General features: G+C 71.4%; 22 protein-coding genes. 15 read left to right on the top strand and 7 right to left on the bottom strand.

Translation table 11 applies throughout. The annotated features are described in order from the left end of the window. Window positions 1-11: 11 nt before the first annotated feature. On the bottom strand, window positions 12-788 hold the full coding sequence (locus tag AB0L53_RS02025; RefSeq protein ID WP_363988968.1) for a helix-turn-helix transcriptional regulator: 777 nt from the start codon (window positions 786-788) through the stop codon (window positions 12-14). Window positions 789-842: 54 nt separating this feature from the next. Here AB0L53_RS02025 and AB0L53_RS02020 point away from each other — a divergent pair, with 54 nt between their 5' ends. After that, window positions 843-1,994 carry an MFS transporter gene (locus tag AB0L53_RS02020; protein WP_363988965.1) on the top strand — a complete coding sequence of 384 codons (1,152 nt, stop codon included), beginning with the start codon at window positions 843-845 and terminating at the stop codon, window positions 1,992-1,994. An 8-nt stretch (window positions 1,995-2,002) separates the two neighbouring features. Here the strand turns inward: AB0L53_RS02020 and ligD are convergent, their stop codons facing one another. Further along, window positions 2,003-2,992, bottom strand: coding sequence for a non-homologous end-joining DNA ligase (ligD, locus tag AB0L53_RS02015; protein ID WP_363988962.1), 990 nt, complete (start codon window positions 2,990-2,992; stop codon window positions 2,003-2,005). 251 nt (window positions 2,993-3,243) lie between these two features. On the opposite strand from ligD, the gene hisD reads away from it, so the two are divergent. From hisD to hisF, 9 genes are read left to right on the top strand one after another with little or no spacing between them, the layout of a single operon-like run. Continuing rightward, window positions 3,244-4,566 carry a histidinol dehydrogenase gene (hisD, locus tag AB0L53_RS02010; protein WP_363988959.1) on the top strand — a complete coding sequence of 441 codons (1,323 nt, stop codon included), beginning with the start codon at window positions 3,244-3,246 and terminating at the stop codon, window positions 4,564-4,566. A gap of 8 nt (window positions 4,567-4,574) precedes the next feature. Next, window positions 4,575-5,660: a histidinol-phosphate transaminase gene (locus tag AB0L53_RS02005; protein ID WP_363988956.1), complete on the top strand. Its 1,086-nt coding sequence runs from the start codon at window positions 4,575-4,577 to the stop codon at window positions 5,658-5,660. A gap of 59 nt (window positions 5,661-5,719) precedes the next feature. Then, a complete protein-coding gene (gene hisB / locus AB0L53_RS02000; protein WP_358538150.1) occupies window positions 5,720-6,313 on the top strand; it encodes an imidazoleglycerol-phosphate dehydratase HisB in 594 nt (197 codons plus the stop codon). Then, window positions 6,310-6,465: a hypothetical protein gene (locus tag AB0L53_RS01995; protein ID WP_357945477.1), complete on the top strand. Its 156-nt coding sequence runs from the start codon at window positions 6,310-6,312 to the stop codon at window positions 6,463-6,465. The genes hisB and AB0L53_RS01995 overlap by 4 nt, the downstream gene beginning before the upstream one ends. Then, window positions 6,459-7,094 (top strand): imidazole glycerol phosphate synthase subunit HisH, encoded by a 636-nt coding sequence (hisH, locus tag AB0L53_RS01990; RefSeq protein ID WP_357945479.1) that lies wholly within the window; start codon window positions 6,459-6,461, stop codon window positions 7,092-7,094. The genes AB0L53_RS01995 and hisH overlap by 7 nt, the downstream gene beginning before the upstream one ends. Next, window positions 7,087-7,416: a hypothetical protein gene (locus AB0L53_RS01985; protein WP_225291749.1), complete on the top strand. Its 330-nt coding sequence runs from the start codon at window positions 7,087-7,089 to the stop codon at window positions 7,414-7,416. The genes hisH and AB0L53_RS01985 overlap by 8 nt, the downstream gene beginning before the upstream one ends. Next, on the top strand, window positions 7,416-8,138 hold the full coding sequence (gene priA, locus AB0L53_RS01980; protein WP_358538145.1) for a bifunctional 1-(5-phosphoribosyl)-5-((5-phosphoribosylamino)methylideneamino)imidazole-4-carboxamide isomerase/phosphoribosylanthranilate isomerase PriA: 723 nt from the start codon (window positions 7,416-7,418) through the stop codon (window positions 8,136-8,138). The genes AB0L53_RS01985 and priA overlap by 1 nt, the downstream gene beginning before the upstream one ends. 28 nt (window positions 8,139-8,166) lie before the next feature. Beyond that, on the top strand, window positions 8,167-8,562 hold the full coding sequence (locus AB0L53_RS01975; protein ID WP_358438859.1) for a Rid family hydrolase: 396 nt from the start codon (window positions 8,167-8,169) through the stop codon (window positions 8,560-8,562). After that, complete coding sequence (gene hisF / locus AB0L53_RS01970; RefSeq protein ID WP_363988949.1) at window positions 8,559-9,320, top strand: imidazole glycerol phosphate synthase subunit HisF; 762 nt, start codon at window positions 8,559-8,561, stop codon at window positions 9,318-9,320. The genes AB0L53_RS01975 and hisF overlap by 4 nt, the downstream gene beginning before the upstream one ends. Before the next feature lie 61 nt (window positions 9,321-9,381). Here the strand turns inward: hisF and AB0L53_RS01965 are convergent, their stop codons facing one another. The 3 genes from AB0L53_RS01965 to AB0L53_RS01955 form a co-directional block, all read right to left on the bottom strand. Then, a complete protein-coding gene (locus AB0L53_RS01965) occupies window positions 9,382-10,743 on the bottom strand; it encodes a glutamine synthetase family protein (protein WP_363988946.1) in 1,362 nt (453 codons plus the stop codon). A 61-nt stretch (window positions 10,744-10,804) separates the two neighbouring features. Next, window positions 10,805-10,966: a hypothetical protein gene (locus tag AB0L53_RS01960; protein ID WP_214637633.1), complete on the bottom strand. Its 162-nt coding sequence runs from the start codon at window positions 10,964-10,966 to the stop codon at window positions 10,805-10,807. Between the two features lie 170 nt (window positions 10,967-11,136). Then, window positions 11,137-11,766, bottom strand: coding sequence for a TIGR03085 family metal-binding protein (locus AB0L53_RS01955; RefSeq protein WP_363988943.1), 630 nt, complete (start codon window positions 11,764-11,766; stop codon window positions 11,137-11,139). A gap of 114 nt (window positions 11,767-11,880) precedes the next feature. On the opposite strand from AB0L53_RS01955, the gene AB0L53_RS01950 reads away from it, so the two are divergent. Together AB0L53_RS01950 and AB0L53_RS01945 are read left to right on the top strand one after the other, a co-directional pair. Beyond that, window positions 11,881-13,677: an ABC transporter ATP-binding protein gene (locus AB0L53_RS01950; RefSeq protein WP_363990330.1), complete on the top strand. Its 1,797-nt coding sequence runs from the start codon at window positions 11,881-11,883 to the stop codon at window positions 13,675-13,677. 46 nt (window positions 13,678-13,723) lie between these two features. Continuing rightward, window positions 13,724-15,508: an ABC transporter ATP-binding protein gene (locus AB0L53_RS01945; RefSeq protein WP_363988940.1), complete on the top strand. Its 1,785-nt coding sequence runs from the start codon at window positions 13,724-13,726 to the stop codon at window positions 15,506-15,508. Window positions 15,509-15,581: 73 nt separating this feature from the next. On the opposite strand, the gene AB0L53_RS01940 is transcribed toward AB0L53_RS01945, so the two are convergent. Beyond that, complete coding sequence (locus AB0L53_RS01940) at window positions 15,582-15,971, bottom strand: ATP-binding protein (RefSeq protein ID WP_358538136.1); 390 nt, start codon at window positions 15,969-15,971, stop codon at window positions 15,582-15,584. Further along, the gene (locus AB0L53_RS01935; protein ID WP_363988937.1) at window positions 15,964-16,791 is read right to left on the bottom strand and encodes an MEDS domain-containing protein; all 828 of its coding nucleotides are present in this window, start codon (window positions 16,789-16,791) and stop codon (window positions 15,964-15,966) included. The genes AB0L53_RS01940 and AB0L53_RS01935 overlap by 8 nt, the downstream gene beginning before the upstream one ends. Before the next feature lie 164 nt (window positions 16,792-16,955). Here AB0L53_RS01935 and AB0L53_RS01930 point away from each other — a divergent pair, with 164 nt between their 5' ends. The 3 genes from AB0L53_RS01930 (at window position 16,956) to AB0L53_RS01920 (ending at window position 18,737) form a co-directional block, all read left to right on the top strand. Then, window positions 16,956-17,291 carry an STAS domain-containing protein gene (locus AB0L53_RS01930; RefSeq protein ID WP_358538132.1) on the top strand — a complete coding sequence of 112 codons (336 nt, stop codon included), beginning with the start codon at window positions 16,956-16,958 and terminating at the stop codon, window positions 17,289-17,291. Between the two features lie 325 nt (window positions 17,292-17,616). Next, a complete protein-coding gene (gene hisI, locus AB0L53_RS01925) occupies window positions 17,617-17,967 on the top strand; it encodes a phosphoribosyl-AMP cyclohydrolase (RefSeq protein WP_358181022.1) in 351 nt (116 codons plus the stop codon). Continuing rightward, window positions 17,964-18,737 carry a Trp biosynthesis-associated membrane protein gene (locus tag AB0L53_RS01920; protein WP_363988933.1) on the top strand — a complete coding sequence of 258 codons (774 nt, stop codon included), beginning with the start codon at window positions 17,964-17,966 and terminating at the stop codon, window positions 18,735-18,737. The genes hisI and AB0L53_RS01920 overlap by 4 nt, the downstream gene beginning before the upstream one ends. Window positions 18,738-18,821: the final 84 nt, after the last annotated feature.

Here is an 18,821-nt window from a genome sequence, read left to right as displayed (position 1 = left end):
GTGTAGCGAATCTACATTGTAAAGGCGCGGCCCGGGGTGTACCCGAGAGCTTCCCGGAAGGCGACGATGAAAGCGCTGGCGGTGGCCCAGCCGCACCGGTGCGCGACCGTGGTGACCGCGATCCCGTCGGCCAGCAGTAGCAACGCGTGGTGCAGGCGCAGCTGCGTACGCCATTGCGGGAACGTCATCCCCAGCTCGCTCCGGCAGAGCCGGGCCAGCGTGCGGTCGCTGGTGCCGGCCAGTCGCCCGAACTGCGCGAGCGTGCGGTGGTCGGCCGGGTCGTCGTGCAGGAGCGCGCAGACGGCGGCCAGCCGGGGATCGCGGGCCGTGGGCAGGTGGAACGGCTGCTCGGGGGAGCGGCGGAGCTGGTCCAGCAGGACGGCCCGCAGCCGTTGCCGCTCGGCGCCGCCGTCGCTGGGGTCCGCGGTATAGGCGATTCGGCCGTCGCCGGGGTCCGCGGTGTAGGCGATGATCAGCTCGCGCAGCAGCGGGCCGACGGCGAGCACGGCGGGCCGGTCGAGGCGCAGCGGGTTGTCGGCGATGGGCAGGCCGACGAGCCGCAGGTCGGTGTCGCCGTGCGCGCGGTGCTCGTGGACGGTGCCGGCCGGCACCCAGATCGCCCGGTTGGCCGGGGCCACCCAGGTGCCCGCGCTCGTCGTCACCGACAGGACGCCCCGGCAGGCGTAGGTGATCTGGTGGGTGTCGTGGCGATGCGCGTCGATCCCCGTGCCGGGCGCGAGCGGCCGGATCCCGGTGGGTGCCTCCGAAAGATGGCGGATTTCCATCATGGATTGGCATTTTATCGGAAGCGGGCCAGGTCATCCCGGGGCGACGATCAGAGGGTGAAGGCGAACAAGATCGTGATGCTGGCCGTCGGCCATGCCGGTGTGGACGTGTACCAGGGGGCGGTGCCGGCGTTGGTGCCCTTCCTGGTGGCGCAGCGCGGCTACGGGTACGTCGCCGCGTCGGGCATCGTGCTCGCCGCGACGCTGCTGTCCTCGATCGTCCAGCCGGTCTTCGGCGCGCTCACCGACCGCCGGCGGATGCCGTGGCTGATCCCGGTCAGCATGCTCACGGCCGGGCTCGGGGTGGCGCTCAGCGGTGTCACCGACGTGTACGCCCTCACCTGGCTGGCGGTGGCGCTGTCGGGTCTCGGCGTGGCGGCCTACCATCCGGAGTCGGCCCGCCTGGCCAGGATCGCCAGCGAGGGCAGTCACGTGCGGATGAGCTGGTTCTCGCTGGGCGGCACGCTCGGCTTCGCCACCGCGCCGATCGTCGTCACGCCGCTGCTGTCGCTGTGGGGGCTCGGCGCCTCGCCGTTGCTGATCATCCCCGCCGTGGTGGGCGCGCTGCTCACGCTCACCGTGATCCGCTCGCTCTCCCGTCACGGTGAGGCGGCTCGGGCGAGCACCCGTTCCGCCGGGCGGGACGACTGGCCGTCGTTCGTCCGGCTCACCCTGGTGATCGTCTTCCGGTCGATCGCGTACGTGGGGTTGAGCGCGTTCGTCGCCCTGTACATGGGTGGGGGCGCGGCGGGGGCGGTGGCGTTGTTCGTGCTGTTCGCCGGGGGTGCGGTGGGGACGCTGCTCGGTGGCCGGCTGGCGGGGCGCTGGGGCCGGGTGCGCACCATGTGCCTGGCGTACGCGGCCGCCGTCCCGGCCATCGCCGGGGTGGTGCTGGCGCCGGGTCCTTCCGCGTACATCTTCATCGCGGCCTCGTCGATCACCCTGTACGCGCCGTTCTCCCTGCATGTGACGCTGGGCCAGGACTTCCTGCCCAACCGTCTGGGCACGGCCAGCGGCGTCACGCTCGGCCTGGCGGTCAGCGCCGGTGGCCTGACCAGCCCGCTCGTCGGGGCGGTGGCGGAGGCCACCTCGCTCCGGGTCGCGCTCGCCGGCCTGATCGTCTTCCCGGCCCTGGCCTGGCTGCTGGCCCGTACGCTCAAGGACCCCGCTCCAGCCGTACGCGAGCCATTGCCCGCTGCCGGCGCATAGTGATCGGCTCAGCCGGCGGCCCAGTCGCCGGTGTCCAGGCGTATCTCGGCCGGTTCGCGGTCGGGGCGCAGGCCGCGCCAGGAGGGGTGGCGCAGGCGGCCGTCACCGGTCAGCTCGGCGTACCGGACCTCGCCCACCAGGCGCGGCTCGACCCAGTGCGCGTCGCGGGCGGGCTCGCGGGGCACCGGTGCGGCGAAGGGTGACTCGGGCCGCTCCAGAGGGGTGAGGCGCTCGTACAGGTCGTCCAGCATCGCCTGGGTGAAGCCGGTGCCCACGTGGCCGACGAACCGCAGCCGCCCGTCCCGGTCGTGCGCGCCGAGCAGCAGGGAGCCGATCGTGCCCGCGCGCCGGCCCGCGCCGGGCTTCCAGCCGCCGATGATCACCTCGACGGCCGTGAGGTTCTTGACCTTCGTCCACTCGGCGCTACGCCGGCCCGGCCGGTAGGGCGACGACAGGCGCTTGCACACCACGCCTTCCAGGCCGAGCCGGCGAGAGGAGTCGAGCGCGCCGTCCGCGTGGTCGTGGAACCACACCGGCACCTGCCAGCGGAAGCCGGGCGTCAGGACGTGCTCCAGGAGCTCACGGCGTTCGGTGTAGGGCCGGCCGATGGTGCTGTCGGAGCCGAGGTGCAGCAGGTCGAACGCCATGAGTGTCACCGGTACGGCCCTGGCCAGCTCGGCGACCTTGGCCGGGTGGCGCTGGTGCATGCGGGGTTGCAGCGCGCCGAAGCTGGGCCGCCCGGCGTCGTCGAAGGCCACGATCTCCCCGTCGACGACCGCCGGCCGCCCGCCGGTGGCGCCGGCCATCAGCTGCAGCTCGGGGTAGGCCGCGGTGACGTCCTTGCCGTTGCGCGACAGCAGCCGGACGCCGCCGTCCTCCAGGTAGACGAGGGCGCGTACGCCGTCCCATTTCATCTCGACGGCCCACTTGTCCCCGCGTACCGACGGCAGGGAGCCGAGCTGAGCCAGCATCGGCGCATAGACGGGCAGCCGCGCCATGACCCCTGGCATACCCCTGCGGCAAGATCGGCACCTGGGGGCGCCGGTCTGCAGATGGTCAAGCCGGGAGACGGCTCTCCGAGCCTTATGCCGCTGGCGTACTAGATTCGTAATATCAGGACAAATGCACCTAAAGCCGAGCATGGTGTGGCGCTCGGGAACTCCCACAGTGGGGCATTCGGGACGACCCGCCCCCGTCCCGGATGCTGGACAGAACCGGATTCAGGGAGGGGACTCCGTAAACTGGGTGGGTGATTTCCCGTATTGACATGCGCGGTTCCCTCCCGGCGAACCTGCGCGACGTGCTGCCCCGCGCCGAGCTCGACGTCGAGGCCGCCCTGGAGAAGGTGCGGCCCATCTGCGACGAGGTCCGCCATCGCGGGGCGGCAGCCGTACGGGAGCTGACCGCCAAGTTCGACGGTGTCGAGATCCAGCGGGCCCGAGTTCCCCAGGAGGCGATCCAGGCGGCGCTGCGGGAAATGCGGCCGGAGGTCGTGGCCGCGCTGGAGGAGGCGATCCGGCGCACCAGGCTGGTCCACCGCGACCAGCGCCGCGCCGACGCCACGACCCGCGTCGTGCCGGGCGGCACCGTGACCGAGCGGTGGGTGCCGGTCGACCGCGTGGGGCTCTACGTCCCCGGCGGGCGCGCCGTCTACCCGTCGAGCGTGGTCATGAACGTGGTCCCGGCCCAGGAGGCGGGCGTGGAGTCGCTCGCCGTGACGAGCCCGGCCCAGCGCGATCACGGCGGGCTGCCGCACCCCACGATCCTGGCGGCCTGCGCGCTGCTGGGCGTGGACGAGGTCTACTCGGTGGGCGGCGCCCAGGCGGTGGCGATGTTCGCCTACGGCACCGAGGAGTGCCCGGCCGCCGGCATGGTGACCGGGCCCGGCAACATCTGGGTGGCCGCCGCCAAGCGCCTGCTCAAGGGCCGCATCGGCATCGACTCCGAGGCGGGGCCGACGGAGATCGCGATCCTGGCCGACGAGACGGCCGACCCGGTGCACGTGGCGTCCGACCTGATCAGCCAGGCCGAGCACGACGTGATCGCGGCGGCCGTGCTGGTCACCGACAGCGTCCGGCTGGCCGAGGCCGTGGAGAAGGAGCTGCCGGGCCAGGTCGGCGTCACCAAGCACGCCCAGCGCATCACCGAGGCGCTCGGCGGCCGGCAGTCCGGCATCGTGCTGGTCGACAGCATCGACGACGGCCTCAAGGTCGTCGACGCCTACGCCGCCGAGCACCTGGAGATCCAGACCGCCGACGCGGCGGCCGTCGCGGCGCGGGTCCGCAACGCGGGCGCGATCTTCGTGGGCCCCTACGCCCCGGTGTCGCTCGGCGACTACCTGGCCGGCTCCAACCACGTGCTGCCCACGGGCGGCTGCGCCTGCCACTCCAGCGGCCTGTCGGTGCAGTCGTTTCTGCGCGGCATCCACGTCGTCGACTACACGCGCGAGGCGCTGGCCGAGGCGGCCGGGCACGTGACGGTGCTGGCCGACGCCGAGGACCTCCCGGCGCACGGCGCCGCCATCCGCGCCCGCTTCGACTGGCAGGTCCCATCGCGAAACGAGGCTCAGTGAATCCCCGCGTGAATCTTGACGTGACGCTCGACGACCTGCCGATCCGCGACGACCTGCGGGGCCGCACGCCCTACGGCGCTCCGCAGATCGACGTGCCCGTCCGGCTCAACACCAACGAAAACCCCTACCCGCCCTCCCCGGCCCTGGTCGCCGACCTGGCGGAGGAGGTGCGCGCCAGCGCGGCCGAGCTCAACCGCTACCCCGACAGGGACGCCGAGGCGCTCCGCACCGACCTGGCCGGCTATCTGGGTCACGGGCTGACCAAGGACCAGGTGTGGGCGGCCAACGGCTCCAACGAGATCCTCCAGCAGATTCTCCAGGCGTTCGGCTCCTACGGGCGCACCGCGCTGGGCTTCGAGCCGTCCTACTCGATGCACCCGATCATCACCACCGGCACCAGCACAGAGTGGATCTCGGGGGCCCGTGAGGCCGACTTCTCCCTCGATCCGGACAAGGCAGTCGCCGCGGTCGAGGAGCACCGGCCCGACATCGTGTTCCTGACCTCGCCCAACAACCCGACCGGCACCGCGCTGCCGATGGAGACGATCAGCCGGGTGCTCGACGCGGCCAAGGGCATGGTCGTGGTCGACGAGGCCTACGCGGAGTTCGCCCGGGAAGGCACGCCCTCGGCGCTCACCCTGCTGCCCGCGCACCCGAGGCTGATCGTGACGCGGACCATGTCCAAGGCGTTCGCCATGGCGGGCACCCGTCTGGGCTATCTGGCCGCGCACCCGGCCGTGATCGACGCGCTGCTGCTGGTGCGGCTGCCCTACCACCTGTCGACGCTCACGCAGACGGCGGCCCGCGTGGCGCTGCGGCACCGGGCCGAGCTGCTCGCCACGGTCGACGCGCTCAGGCAGGAGCGCGACGACATCGTGGCCTGGCTGCGCGGTAAGGGGTTGACCGTCGCCGACTCAGACGCCAACTTCGTGCTGTTCGGGCGTTTCGCCGATCGGCGGAAGGTGTGGGAAGCCCTGCTGGCGAGCGGTGTGCTCATCCGCGAGGTGGGCCCGCCAGAATGGCTGCGGGTGTCGATCGGCACCGATGAGGAGATGGCGGCGTTCCGCGCCGCCCTGGAGGGAGTCCTGCTGTGAGCGAGCCAACCAACGGAAACGGCGCTTCTGCGGCTCACAGCCCCGACGAAGGTGGGCCGGTGGGCCGGGTCGGTCGCGTCGAGCGCGCGACGAAGGAGACCTCGGTCCTGGTCGAGGTGGGTCTCGACGGCACGGGCCGGGTCGACGTCTCGACCGGGGTCGGCTTCTTCGACCACATGCTGGCGCAGCTCGGCAAGCACGGGCTGTTCGACCTGACCGTCAAGACCGAGGGCGACCTGCACATCGACTCGCACCACACGATCGAGGACACGGCGCTCGCGCTGGGCGCCGCGTTCCGCGAGGCCCTGGGCGACAAGTCGGGCATCAGGCGGTTCGGTAATGCGTCGTGCCCGCTGGACGAGTCGCTCGCCGAGGTGACCGTCGACCTGTCGGGCCGGCCCTATCTGGTACACACCGAGCCCGAGGGCATGGCGCCGATGATCGGGCCCGACTACGACACGACCATGACGCGCCACGTCCTGGAGTCGTTCGTCGCCCAGGCGGCGATCTGCCTGCACGTACGCGTGCCCTACGGCCGCAACGCGCATCACATCGTCGAGGCCCAGTTCAAGGCGCTGGCCAGGGCGCTGCGCGAGGCGTCGGAGTTCGACCCGCGCGCCACGGGCGTGCCGAGCACCAAGGGCGTGCTGTGACCGACAACACGATCGCCATCGTCATGGTGTTCATCGGGCTGTTCCTCATCGGCGGCGTGTTCTCGCTGTTCAGGCAGGGGCTCAAGCTGGGCGCCGCCGCCTGCGCGGTCGGTGCCGCGCTGGCGATCACCGCGGGGGTGATGTGGTGGTGAAGAACATCGTCGTGCTCGACTACGGGTCGGGCAACCTGCGTTCGGCCGAGCGGGCCCTGGCCCGGGTGGGCGCCAACGTGACCGTCACCTCCGACTTCACCGCCGCGCTCGAGTGCGACGGCCTGGTCGTGCCGGGCGTCGGCGCGTTCGAGGCGTGTATGACCGGCCTCAAGAGTGTGTACGGCGAGCGGATCATCGGCCGGCGTCTGGCCGGTGGCCGCCCGGTGCTCGGCATCTGCGTCGGCATGCAGATCCTGTTCGCCAGGGGCGTGGAGCACGGGGTCGAGACCGAGGGCTGCGGCGAGTGGCCGGGCACGGTCGAGCGGCTCGACGCGCCGGTCCTGCCGCACATGGGCTGGAACACCGTCAAGGCGCCCGCGGGCAGCGTGCTGTTCGACGGGATCGACGAGGCGACGCGCTTCTACTTCGTGCATTCCTACGGCGTGCGCGAGTGGGAGCTGCACCCCGGTGACGGCTTCGCCGAGCCGCTGGTCACCTGGGCGGAGCACGGTGTGCCGTTCGTGGCGGCCGTGGAGAACGGCCCGCTGATGGCCACCCAGTTCCATCCGGAGAAGTCCGGCGACGCCGGGGCCGCGCTGCTGTCCAACTGGCTCGGCACCCTTGAGTAAGGAGCGGGCGCGCCGCCGGGCCGAGCGTGAGGCGGAGCGGGCGCGCGCGATCCGGCTCAACGAGGCACGGCAGGCGCGGGCCGCGCGCCGCCGCGCCTTACTCGGCCGGCTGGTCCCGCGCCCGGTCCGGATCGCCCGCCAGGGCGGTCTGCTCGCCCGCCGCCGCCGAGGCCAGAACGCCGTGGTGGGCCTGCTCTTCGTGCTGGTCCAGGTGGTGGCGTGGCTGGTGTGGGGCGCGCCGCTCCTGAGCCTGGCCGTGTTCGTGTTTTCCCTGCTGCTGGCACCTGTTGTCATGACTCTCGCTTTCGACCGGAGGACCTGATGTCGCTCGTATTGCTCCCTGCCGTGGACGTCGCGGACGGTCAGGCCGTACGCCTCGTCCAGGGTGAGGCCGGGACCGAGACCGGCTACGGCGAGCCGCTCGCCGCGGCGCTGGCCTGGCAGGAGGCGGGCGCGGAGTGGATCCACCTGGTCGACCTCGACGCCGCCTTCGGCCGGGGCTCCAACCGAGAGCTGCTCACGGACCTGATCGGCCGGCTCGACGTGAACGTGGAGCTGTCGGGCGGCATCCGTGACGACGCCTCGCTGGCCGCGGCGCTGGCCACCGGCTGCCGCCGGGTCAACATCGGCACGGCCGCGCTGGAGAACCCCGAATGGTGCCGCCGGGTCATCGCCGAGCACGGTGACAAGATCGCCGTCGGGCTGGACGTACGCGGCACGACGCTCGCCGCCCGCGGCTGGACCGAGGAGGCCGGAGACCTGTGGGAGGTGCTCGAACGCCTGGAGGCCGACGGCTGCCCCCGCTACGTGGTCACCGACGTCACCAAGGACGGCACCCTGCGCGGACCCAACCTGGACCTGCTTCGCGCGGTCTGCGAGCGCACCGACAAGCCGGTGGTGGCCAGCGGCGGCGTCTCCTCTCTTGACGACCTGGTCGCGCTGGCTTCGCTGGTGCCCGACGGCGTGGAGGGTGCCATCGTGGGCAAGGCACTTTACGCTCAAGCTTTCACGCTGGAGAGCGCGCTGATCGCGGTACGCGCTTAGTTCCTCGGGAGGGGGCGTGATGGGCAGCATGAGTATGGAAAGCACCGGACCAAGGGTGTTCTCCGGAGGCATCTGGGAAGAGAGATACGGCTACGCGAGGGCGGTGGTCGTCGGTGACCGGGTGATCGTGTCCGGGTGCACCGCCACCGTCGACGGCGAGGTACGTCACCACGGTGACGCCTACCTGCAGAGCAGGACGGCCATGGACATCGCCCTCGAAGCGGTCGCGATGGGCGGCCTGAGCAGGGAGGACGTCGTCATGGTCCGCTACTACGTGGTCGAGCACGGCCACTTCGACCAGGTCGGGCGGGCGATCGGCGAGGTGTTCGGGCGGGTGCGCCCCGCCTGCACCGGCGTCCGCGTCGCCGGGCTGGTCGATCCCAACATGCTGGTCGAGATCGAGATAGAGGCGCTTCGGGCATGACGGTAGCCGTACGGGTGATCCCGTGCCTGGACGTGGACGCGGGACGCGTGGTCAAGGGTGTCAACTTCGCCAACCTGCGCGACGCGGGCGACCCGGTCGAACTGGCCAGGCGCTACGACGCCGAGGGGGCCGACGAGCTGACCTTCCTCGACATCACCGCCTCGTCGGGCGAGCGCGAGACCATGCTCGACGTGGTGCGCAGGACCGCTGAGCAGGTGTTCATCCCGCTCACCGTGGGCGGCGGCATCCGCTCGGTCGACGACGTCAACCGGCTGCTGCGCGCGGGAGCCGACAAGGTGTCGTTCAACACCGCCGCCATCGCCCGGCCCGAGCTGCTCACCGAGGCGTCGCGGCGCTTCGGTGCGCAGTGCGTGGTGCTGTCGGTCGACGCGCGGCGGGCGCCGGGCACCGAGAGCGGCTTCGAGGTGACCACGCACGGCGGGCGCCGCGGCACCGGCATCGACGCGGTCGAGTGGGCGGCGCGCGGTGAGGAGCTTGGTGTCGGCGAGATCCTGCTCAACTCGATGGACGGCGACGGCACGCTCGACGGTTACGACCTCGAGCTGCTGCACGCGGTCAGGGCCGCGGTCCGGGTGCCGGTGATCGCCAGCGGCGGCGCCGGGCGGCTGGAGGACTTCCCTCCGGCGGTCGCGGCGGGCGCCGACGCGGTGCTGGCGGCGAGCGTGTTCCACTTCGGGACGCTGAAGATCTCCGAGGTCAAGGACACGCTGCGGATGGCCGGTCACCCGGTCCGCTAGACCAGCGGACGGCCGGCCACCCGGTCCGCTAGATCAGCGGACGGTCGGCCATCCGGTCCGGCTAGAACACCCGCATGTGGTGGAACAGCTCATAGGAGGCGTCCTTGGCCGCGAACGCGGCGGCCTCGGACCGCTTCACGGCCAGGTACGCGCTACGCCGTAGCGGGCCGAGCGCCTCCATGAGCACCTCGTCCGCCTCCAGAGCGTCGAGCGCCTCCTCCAGTGAGGCGGGCAGGCGCGGGTAGCGGCCGGGCCGCGTGTCGGGGTCGACGTCGACCGCCTCGCCGGGGTCCAGCTTGCGGCGGATCCCGTCGAGCCCGGCGTGGATGACCGCGCCGAGCGACAGGTACGGGTTGGCCGAGGAGTCGGACGGCTTGAGCTCCAGGTTCGGTTCGCCGCTCTCGCCGAGCGGCGAGCAGACCCGGATCGCGGCCTCCCGGTTGTCGGGGCCGTAGACGGCGTAGGCGCTGGCCCACGTGCGCGGCGCCAGCCGCCGAAAGCCGTTGACGCTGCCGCAGGTCAGCGCGGTCAGGGCGGGCAGGTGGGCGATCAGGCCGCCGATGAAGCCCGCCCGCAGCTCGCCGTCCTCGGCGAAGACGTTCTGGGTGTCGTTCCACAGGGACAGGTGCAGGTGAGCCCCGTTGCCCGCCTGGTCGGCCAGCGGCTTGGGGGCCAGGGACGCCCACATCGACATGCGCATCGCGACCCCGCGCACGGTCTCGCGGTAGAGGACGTGGTTGTCGGCGGCCCGGAGCGCGGGCGCGTGGCGTACGGACAGCTCCTGCTGGCCCGGCCCGAGCTCGGGGTGGTAGTGCTCGACGTGCAGGCCCTGCGTCTCCAGGGCGCGGATCAGCTTGATCGTGTAGTCGTGGGCGGTGTCGAAGCCGGTGGCGGCGTAGCACAGCGTGTCGTCGAGCGGCACCAGCCGGTCGAAACCGCCCGTAGGGTCGGGCAACCGCCGGCCGAGCGTGAACTCCGGCTCGAAGGCGGCCAGCAGGGTGTAGCCCTCGTCCGCCAGCGCGCCGACCGCGTCTTTGAGGAAGGTGCGTGCGCAGGCCGCCCAGGGTGAGCCGTCCGGCTCGCGGAGATCTGAGAGCATCGCCGCGGCGCCGGGAGCATGGGGGAGCGGGACGAAGGTAGAGGGATCGGGGACGATGCGCACCTCGCCCACCGGACCCAGGTGCTCGACCTCCTGCAACTGGTCGAGCATGTTCATCGCCATCATCGCCACCGTGTGCCCGATCCCGGTGTTGAGCCGCTCGGCGAGTCGCGACCGGGATGCCGCCTTCCCACGGATGACGCCTCCGTGGTCGGCGTACAGGAAGCGGATCAGCTCGATCCCCTCGATCTCGGCGCGTTCGAGGACGCGCCGGGCGTGGGGATCAGGCTGATTGAGTTTGGTGACGCTCGGACGATCTCTCATTCTGCCTGCGTAACACGATCTGGCATCGCGGGGAAGCGTCTAGCGCAGACAGAACCACACGTCAGGTCAGCACATTGGTAAAGAAGACAGCCAACTGGTTGGCGCCATGGACGATCCCGTCGAACACGCCGTTAACCGCGGATGCGGCCTGGGCCGGCCGGGTGAACAGGTAGAAAATCACGAACGCCACTAGAACGTACGTGACCACCTTCTTGACCTGCATGGGGGCCTCCTGCAGTCCATTCCCAGCCGTATATACCCGGATCTGGGCGATCCTTGGCATCTTCTGTGAAGACGTTCCTTGATCCTAACCGGGGGGCTTGTTTCTCACGCCATGGTAAGGCCAAGAGGTATCGCCGGGGCCCCTACGGAACCCCGGAAGTTGGTGCGCCATCACATGCCCAGCTTGGCGTTCTTGAGCCGGGCGACGGCGTCGGCATCGCCCGCCAGTTCGACCCTGGCGTGCTCCTGACGCCCGAAGCAGAACAGCAGCAGCTCGCCCGCCCGGCCCGTCACCTCCACCTTCGGGCCCTGCTGCGCGCCGCCCAGCGTCACGCCGCCGCCCAGGCGGTGCAGCACCACGCCCACGGGTGATCGGCGCAGCATCAGCCGTCCGCCGCCGGCCACCCGCTTCCACATGATCTGCTCCAGATCGGCGGGCAGCTCGCGCGGCTCCCACTCCGGCTGCGCGCGGCGCACGTCCTCGTGGTGGACGAAGAACTCCAGGGTGTTGACGGCGTCGTCGAGGAAGGGGAGCACGCCGTACACGCCGCCCGGCTTGCGAACCAGGTCGACCAGCTCGGGGTAGGGGTGCTTGGCCTTCAGCCCCTCCTGCACCGAGGCCGTGTAGCCGGCCAGCGACTTGAGGGCGATGCCGCCCATGGCGTCGGGCCGGCGCTCGCGAAGGACCAGGTGGGCGGCCAGGTCGTAGGTGTTCCAGCCCGTGCAGAGCGTCGGCGCGTCCGGGCCGAGCTGGTCGAGCAGGTCGCACAGCGCGGCGCGTTCGCTACGAGCGTGAGTCACGCGGCCAACCCTACCCGCGGGAATAACGTGTTGATCGCCAGTGATACTGACATATGTAGAAATGGGCGGGGAAAGGAAAATTTGCGAGTGGCGACCAAGGTCACCTCGGCTGTCATGCGTCAAGGGTTGCGCGTCCTTGGGGTGGCCGTCCGTGCGGAGAAGGCGGTGTTCGCCGCGGCCGTCCTGGCCAGCGCGCTCTACGGTGGCATGACCGTGGCGTCCGCGTGGGCTCTCGGCTGGGCCACCCAGAACGTCGTACTCCCCGCCTTCGATCACGGCGACACCGCCGCGGGCGCGCTCTGGATCGGCGTGCTGCTCATCATGGGCGCGGCGCTGCTCAAATCCATCGGCGTGGCGGGCCGCCGCATCCTGGCCGGCCTGCTGCAGTACCGCATGCAGGCCCGCTCGCGGCGCGCGGTCACCAGGCAGTACCTTCGGCTGCCCCTGTCGTGGCACCACCAGCACCCGACCGGGCAGTTGCTGTCCAACGCCAGCGCCGACGCCGAGGCGGCCTGGGCGCCGCTCGCGCCGCTGCCCATGGCGGTCGGCGTGATCGTCATGTTGTTCACCGCGGCGATCGGGATGCTGCTCACCGATCCCATGCTCGCCCTGGTGGGCTTCCTGATCTTCCCGGCCATCGCCGTACTGAACCTGATCTACCAGCGCCGCCTGAGCCCGCTCGCCACCCGCGCGCAGCAGCTGCGCGCGGAGGTCAGCGAGATCGCGCACGAGAGCTTCGACGGCGCGCTGGTCGTCAAGACGCTCGGCAGGGAGGCGATGGAGACCGAGCGCTTCCGGCGGCGCGCGCACGAGCTGCGTGACGCGAACATCGCCGTCGGGCGGGTGCGCGGCCTGTTCGACCCCCTGCTGGAGGCCCTGCCCACGCTCGGCGTGCTCGCGGTGCTCGGCGTCGGCGCGCTGCGACTGTCCACCAGCTCGATCGACTCCGGCGAGCTGGTGCAGGTCGCCTACCTGTTCACGCTGCTGTCCTTCCCCATCCGGGCGCTCGGCTGGGTGCTGGCCGAACTGCCGCGCAGCGTCGTCGGCTGGCAGCGGGTGCAGGCCGTACTGGAGGCCGAGGGTTCCATGGAGTACGGCGAGGTCGCGCTGAGCGAGGCCCGGCCCGCCAAGCTGGAGGTCTCGGACGTCTCCTACGCCTACGGCGCCGACGAGGTGCTGCACGACGTCACCTTCGACGTACCGGCCGGCGGCACCGTCGCGCTGGTGGGGCCGACCGGGTCCGGGAAGTCGACGCTGGTGCAGTTGCTCGTACGGCTGGTCGACCCGGCTTCAGGACAGGTGCTGCTCGACGGCGTCGACGTGCGCCGGCTCGCCTACGGCGGGCTGGCCGAGTCCGTCGCGCTGGTGCCGCAGCAGACGTTCCTGTTCGACGACACCGTGCGCGGCAACATCGCGCTCGGGCTGGACACCGACGACGCGGACGTGTGGGCGGCGCTGCGCGTGGCCCAGGCCGACGGGTTCGTCGCCAAGCTCGCCTCGGGACTCGACACCCGCGTCGGCGAACGCGGCACGTCACTGTCCGGCGGCCAGCGCCAGCGCCTCGCGCTGGCCCGTGCGGTCGTCCGCCGCCCGCGCCTGCTCATCCTCGACGACGCCACCTCCAGCGTCGATCCGCAGGTCGAGGCCAAGATCCTGTACGGCCTGCGCGACGCGGCGTCGAGCGTCGTGGTCGTCGCCTACCGGATGGCCACGATCGCGCTGGCCGACGAGATCGTGTACCTGGACCGGGGACGGGTCGTCGACCGGGGCGGCCACGAGGAACTGCTGGAGCGCTGCGAGGGCTACCGGAACCTGGTGACCGCCTACGAGCGGGAGGAGGCCGAACGGGCCGCCATCGAGATCGAGCCGATCGAGGCAGCATCGAGCGAGGAAGAAGAGGTCAGCGCATGAGCGTCGGGCAGGGGATCCCCGGCAACGCCGGGCGGGAAGTCAGCGCATGAGCGTGGAGACAGGCATCCGCGGCAACGCCGAGCGGTCGGCGCTGGCCACGATCCGCCAAGGGTTCTCGCTCACGCCGGAGTTCCGCAGCGGCCTGGCCGGGACGCTGGCGCTGGCCGTCATCGCCACCGGTGGCAAGATCATCGTGCCGATCGCGGTGCAGCAGACCATCGACACCGGCCTCAAGGGCGGCACCCCCGACCTGCCGTACATCTGGCGGGCCGTCGCCCTGTGCGCCGCCGCCGTGATCCTGACCGCCCTCGCCGGATATGTCATGAACGTTCGCCTCTACAAGGCGACCGAGTCCTCACTGGCCACCCTGCGGGTCCGCGGCTTCCGTCACGTGCACGACCTGTCCGTCCTCACCCAGAACACCGAGCGCCGCGGCGCCCTCGTCTCCCGCGTCACCAACGACATCGACCAGATCAGCACGTTCATGCAATGGGGCGGGCTGATGATCATCGTGGCGTTCGGCCAGGTGCTCGTGGCCAGCGTGCTGATGTTCATCTACTCCTGGCAGCTCACGCTGCTGGTCTGGGCCTGCTTCATCCCGCTGGTGATCGCGCTGCCGCGCTTCCAGCGCTGGCTGTCCGGCGCCTACACCACCGTCCGCGAGCGGACCGGCGACATGCTCGCCGCCGTCAGCGAGTCCGTCGTCGGCGCCGCCGTCATCAGGGCGTACGCCTCCGAGCGGCGCACCTCCGACCGCATCGACACCGCCGTCGACGCCAACAGGTCCGCGCAGATCAAGGCGCAGACGATCGTCGGGTTCGTCTTCCCGCTGACCGAGATCGTGGCCGCCGTGGCCATCTCCGGGATCGTCCTGCTCGGTGTCCGGCTCGGGTTGTCGGGCGAGATCACGGCCGGGCGGCTGGTGGCGTTCCTGTTCCTCGTCACGTTGTTCGTCTCGCCCCTGCAGACCGCCACCGAGGTGCTGAACGAGGCCCAGAACGCGGTCGCCGGCTGGCGGCGCATCCTCGGCGTCCTCGACACCCCGCCCGACGTGGCCGACCCCGGCGACTCCGGCGTGGACCTGCCGCGCGGTCCGATCTCCGTCGCCTTCGAGGACGTGCACTTCAACTACCCCGGCGGCGTCCCCGTACTACGCGAGGTCACGCTGTCCATCCCGCCGCGCTCGCGCATCGCGATCGTGGGCGAGACCGGCTCCGGCAAGACCACGTTCGCCAAACTGCTCACCCGCCTCATGGACCCGGTCGCGGGCCGCGTCACCGTCGACGGCCACGACCTGCGCGACGTGCGCTTCTCCTCGCTGCGTGAGCGCATCGTGATGGTGCCGCAGGACGGCTTCCTGTTCGACGGCACCCTGGAGCAGAACGTCCGCTACGGCCGGCCCGCCGCCACGCGCGAGGAGATCCTGCTGGCCATGACCGAGCTCGGCCTGGCCGACTGGCTGGAGGGCCTGCCCGTCGGCCTCGACACCCCGGTGGGCCAGCGCGGCGAGTCGCTCTCGGCGGGCGAACGCCAGCTCGTCGCGCTCGCCCGCGCCTACCTGGCCGACCCCGATCTGCTGCTGCTCGACGAGGCCACCTCGGCGGTCGACCCGGCTACGGAGGTACGACTGGCGCGGGCGCTCGAAGGTGTCACCAGGGGGCGGACGGCGATCTCGATCGCGCACCGGCTGTCGACGGCCGAGAACGCGAACGAGGTGCTCGTCTTCGACGCGGGGCGGCTGGTGCAGCGGGGGCCGCACGCCGAGCTGGTGACGGAGCCGGGCGTGTACGCCGACCTGCACGCCTCCTGGGTGTCGGCCGCCCATTCGTAGCGTGTTGCTCTTTTGGTGCGATTCTTTTGGTGCGATCGGGCTCATTCCTGGGCGGTCGGGCTCATCGCGGGGCTTATTCCTGGGCGGCGGCGAAGCGTACGCTGGTGCCGCCCGGGCCGGAGACGACGGTGACCTGGTCGCACAGCAGCCTGGTCAGCCACAACCCGCGCCCGCGCGGCTCGTCCCCCGGCGGAGTGTGAGAGGCGCCCGTCCAGCCGGGCGGCAGGCCCGGCCCCTCATCGGTCACCTCGCACCAGAGCCGGTCGTCGTGCCACCACAGCCGTAGCCGTCCGCTGCCGCCGCCGTGCAGCACGGCGTTCGTGGTGATCTCGTTGACGGCCAGCACGAAGTCCTCCAGCCGCTTGCCCGCCAGACCCTCCCCGGCCGCGCGCTCGGTGACCAATCTGCGCAGGGCAGTGATCCGCCCCTGCGCGAACCCCGTACAGAGGACCTGTCTACCCATCGACGGCCCGGCGGACGGCGATGACCTCGTCGGCCCTGATCAGCCGCAGCACGCGCGCGACCGTCCCGCGGCACACCACCACCGTGCGATGGTGGTGGGCGGCGGCGCGTGCCAGCGCCGTCAGCGCGAGCAACTGGGCCGACCCGGCGTCGATGAAGTCGAGCCCCGTCGCGTCGATGACCACCTCGGCCGCCACCGCCTCCAGCTGGGTCAGCACCGAGGCGAACGCCAGCCGGTTGGTGATGTCGATGTCACCCGACAGCAGCAGCCCCGGCTGCGGGCGCATGTTGACGAACCGCAGCAGCGCCTGCCCCGGCGCGATCGGGTGGATGGCCGCCGCCCGGTTGACGGCCGCGGCCGAGTAGAGCCCGCGATCGTACTGGCACACAGCCGCCAGCCACCGCTCGCCGAACAGCGCGTTGACCGCCGCCTCGAACCCCTCCCGCCCCGCCGCGTCCCGCACCCCCCAGGCCGCGTCGACCAGCGCGTAGACACCGCGATGCCCCTGCTCCCTGGCCTGCTCGCCAGCCGCGACCAGTACGCCCAGCAGCCACGTGGCCCCGTCCGCGCCCGCGCACGCCGTGATCTCGACCCGCCCCGCCGCCTCCGCCGCGGCCAGCCCCGGCACGAGCGGCGCCAGCCACTCCCGCGTCCGCTCCGGCGTGTCGGTGTGGGTGATGATCACCACTTTGGTCCGGCGGCGCAGCCCGTTCGCCGTGAACGCCCTGGTCGCGGCCATCCGCTCACGATCGCCCTGGAACGGCAGGCAGACGTGATCGCCCAGGTCGGGATCGAGGACGGAACCCGCGACGTCCACCACGATCGTCCCTCCCCCTGCCGTGCGTCTGCCGGGCGTCGCACAGAAAATACTCCGCCGCGCATCATTACGTAATGCGTTCTTCGCAAAACCCTCGGTAACGTGGCGCGTCCCGGTGTACCTTTTCCGCGGGGGCCGCTAGTGGCGGAGTCATGAGGAGCATGGGCGTGGATGTGCTGGAGATGACGCGGCGCCGACATGGCGAGCTCGTGGTCGTCAGCCTCGCGGGCGAGGTCGACGCGGACAACGTGTCAAAGGTCCGCAAATGTTTCGACGAGGCGGTCGCGACACACGGGCCGCGCCTGGTCGTCGACCTGAGCAACCTGACCTTCATCGACACATCGGGCTTGGGGGTGCTGGTTCGCCAGCTTGCCGCTTTGCGGGATCGCGATGGCACCATGGCGCTGGTCGCCACGGACGGCCAGGTCCTGAGGCGCCTGCGCCGGACCAACATCGCACCGCTGTTCCCGATCTACGAGACGCTGTCGCAGGCACTCGACTAGATCCTCGGGGGCGGTGCCCGTTCACGGGGTATCCGTTCTTCCGCTCTCCCGGAGGGGCGTCTCTCCCTGGGGACCAGACCGTTTCTTCCCCTTCCCGAAGGGGGTGCCCTTTCTTGGGGGCTCTGCCACGACGGGCCGCTTCTTCCGCTCCCCCGAAGGGGGTGTCCCTCCAAAGGGACGCCAGCCACGACTGACCGTCACAGGGATCGAGACGGTCGTGTGGCCAGTGACCGGCCGCTTGGCCACGCTGGAGACGGCAGGCCGGAACTGCGGCTGTGCCACCGTCGATTCGGGGAGCGGCCGCTCCGGCTGGTTGAATGACGACATGTCCCTTGACCCCAAGATCGCCGCGAGACTCAAGCGCAACGGCGACGGGCTGGTGCCCGCGATCGTCCAGCAGTACGACTCAGGCGAAGTGCTGATGCTCGCCTGGATGGACGACGAGGCGCTGCATCGCACCCTCACCACGGGCCGGGCCACCTACTGGTCGCGCAGCCGGGGGGCGTACTGGGTGAAGGGGGACACGTCGGGGCACGTGCAGCACGTCAAGGCGGTGTCGCTCGACTGCGACGGTGACACGGTGCTGCTCAAGGTGAACCAGGTGGGAGCGGCCTGCCACACGGGCGACCACACCTGCTTCGACGCCGACACGCTCGAGGTGACGATCACACCATGACGGCCACCGGACCTGACCCGGACACTGGATCCGAGTCGGTCACCGGATCCGGGCCGGCCACTCGCCCTGAGCCGGAGGCCATGCCCGAGTTGAGCGGCCGGGAGCCCGAGACTCAGTCGGAGGTCGTGGCCGGGACAGGCGGGGCGGCGCCGGACGTGTCTCCGACGGGTGACGTGTCCGAAGCCGGGGAGCAGAGCGGGTCTCCGGGTGAGGTCGCGGCTCGGCGGGGGCGGCGGGAGTTGACCGCTTGGCTGGTGGTGACGGCGCTCGGCTGTGTGCTGGTGCTGGTCGCCGCGGGTCGGGCGTGGGTGACGAACGTGCGCGGTGCCGGCACAGGGGCTATGACCGTGCCGAGCGGCGGTGACCTCAGTCCGGTTCTGACGCCCCTGGCCCTGGCCGGGCTGGCCGGGGTGGTGGCCGTGCTGGCCACCAAGGGAGCCGGTCGCCGGGTGATCGGAGTGCTGCTGGCCCTGTGCGGTGTGGGCGCCGGGCTCGGCGCGTGGCAGGCGGCCGGCGGGAGCGGCGTGCTGAGCTGGCTGCGCGAGCGGAACGTCATGCGCGCGACCGGCGCGATCCAGTGGGACGTGGTGCCGCTCTGGCCCGTGGTGTGCGGCCTCGGGGCGGTGCTGATGGTCGCGGGTGGCGTTGTGGCCGTCGTACGAGGTGGCGCTTGGGCCGGCATGTCCGCCAAGTACACCCGCGAGCGTCCCGAGACCACCGGCGACCGCTCCATGTGGGACGCCCTGGACCGCGGCGACGACCCGACCTAGCCGCGCGACCCGTCCCCGTCGCGGGCTCATCACAAAAAGTCCACGGTCTGAACCGTTGCCAGACCGGCGCGCGTTTCGTCAATA

It is taken from the genome of Nonomuraea sp. NPDC052129, assembly GCF_040680095.1.
Classification (GTDB): domain Bacteria; phylum Actinomycetota; class Actinomycetes; order Streptosporangiales; family Streptosporangiaceae; genus Nonomuraea.
Note: the sequence above shows the minus strand (reverse complement) of the source record. Positions and strands in the feature narration are given on the sequence as shown.

What these genes read in the sequence shown, in the direction of transcription:
- AB0L53_RS02025 (WP_363988968.1), bottom strand. Translation starts at nt 788, where the DNA reads ATGATGGAAATCCGCCATCTTTCGGAGGCACCCACCGGGATCCGGCCG.
- ligD (WP_363988962.1), bottom strand. Translation starts at nt 2,992, where the DNA reads ATGGCGCGGCTGCCCGTCTATGCGCCGATGCTGGCTCAGCTCGGCTCC.
- priA (WP_358538145.1), top strand. Translation starts at nt 7,416, where the DNA reads ATGTCGCTCGTATTGCTCCCTGCCGTGGACGTCGCGGACGGTCAGGCC.
- AB0L53_RS01975 (WP_358438859.1), top strand. Translation starts at nt 8,167, where the DNA reads ATGAGTATGGAAAGCACCGGACCAAGGGTGTTCTCCGGAGGCATCTGG.
- hisF (WP_363988949.1), top strand. Translation starts at nt 8,559, where the DNA reads ATGACGGTAGCCGTACGGGTGATCCCGTGCCTGGACGTGGACGCGGGA.
- AB0L53_RS01965 (WP_363988946.1), bottom strand. Translation starts at nt 10,743, where the DNA reads ATGAGAGATCGTCCGAGCGTCACCAAACTCAATCAGCCTGATCCCCAC.
- AB0L53_RS01960 (WP_214637633.1), bottom strand. Translation starts at nt 10,966, where the DNA reads ATGCAGGTCAAGAAGGTGGTCACGTACGTTCTAGTGGCGTTCGTGATT.
- AB0L53_RS01950 (WP_363990330.1), top strand. Translation starts at nt 11,881, where the DNA reads ATGCGTCAAGGGTTGCGCGTCCTTGGGGTGGCCGTCCGTGCGGAGAAG.
- AB0L53_RS01945 (WP_363988940.1), top strand. Translation starts at nt 13,724, where the DNA reads ATGAGCGTGGAGACAGGCATCCGCGGCAACGCCGAGCGGTCGGCGCTG.
- AB0L53_RS01940 (WP_358538136.1), bottom strand. Translation starts at nt 15,971, where the DNA reads ATGGGTAGACAGGTCCTCTGTACGGGGTTCGCGCAGGGGCGGATCACT.
- hisI (WP_358181022.1), top strand. Translation starts at nt 17,617, where the DNA reads ATGTCCCTTGACCCCAAGATCGCCGCGAGACTCAAGCGCAACGGCGAC.
- AB0L53_RS01920 (WP_363988933.1), top strand. Translation starts at nt 17,964, where the DNA reads ATGACGGCCACCGGACCTGACCCGGACACTGGATCCGAGTCGGTCACC.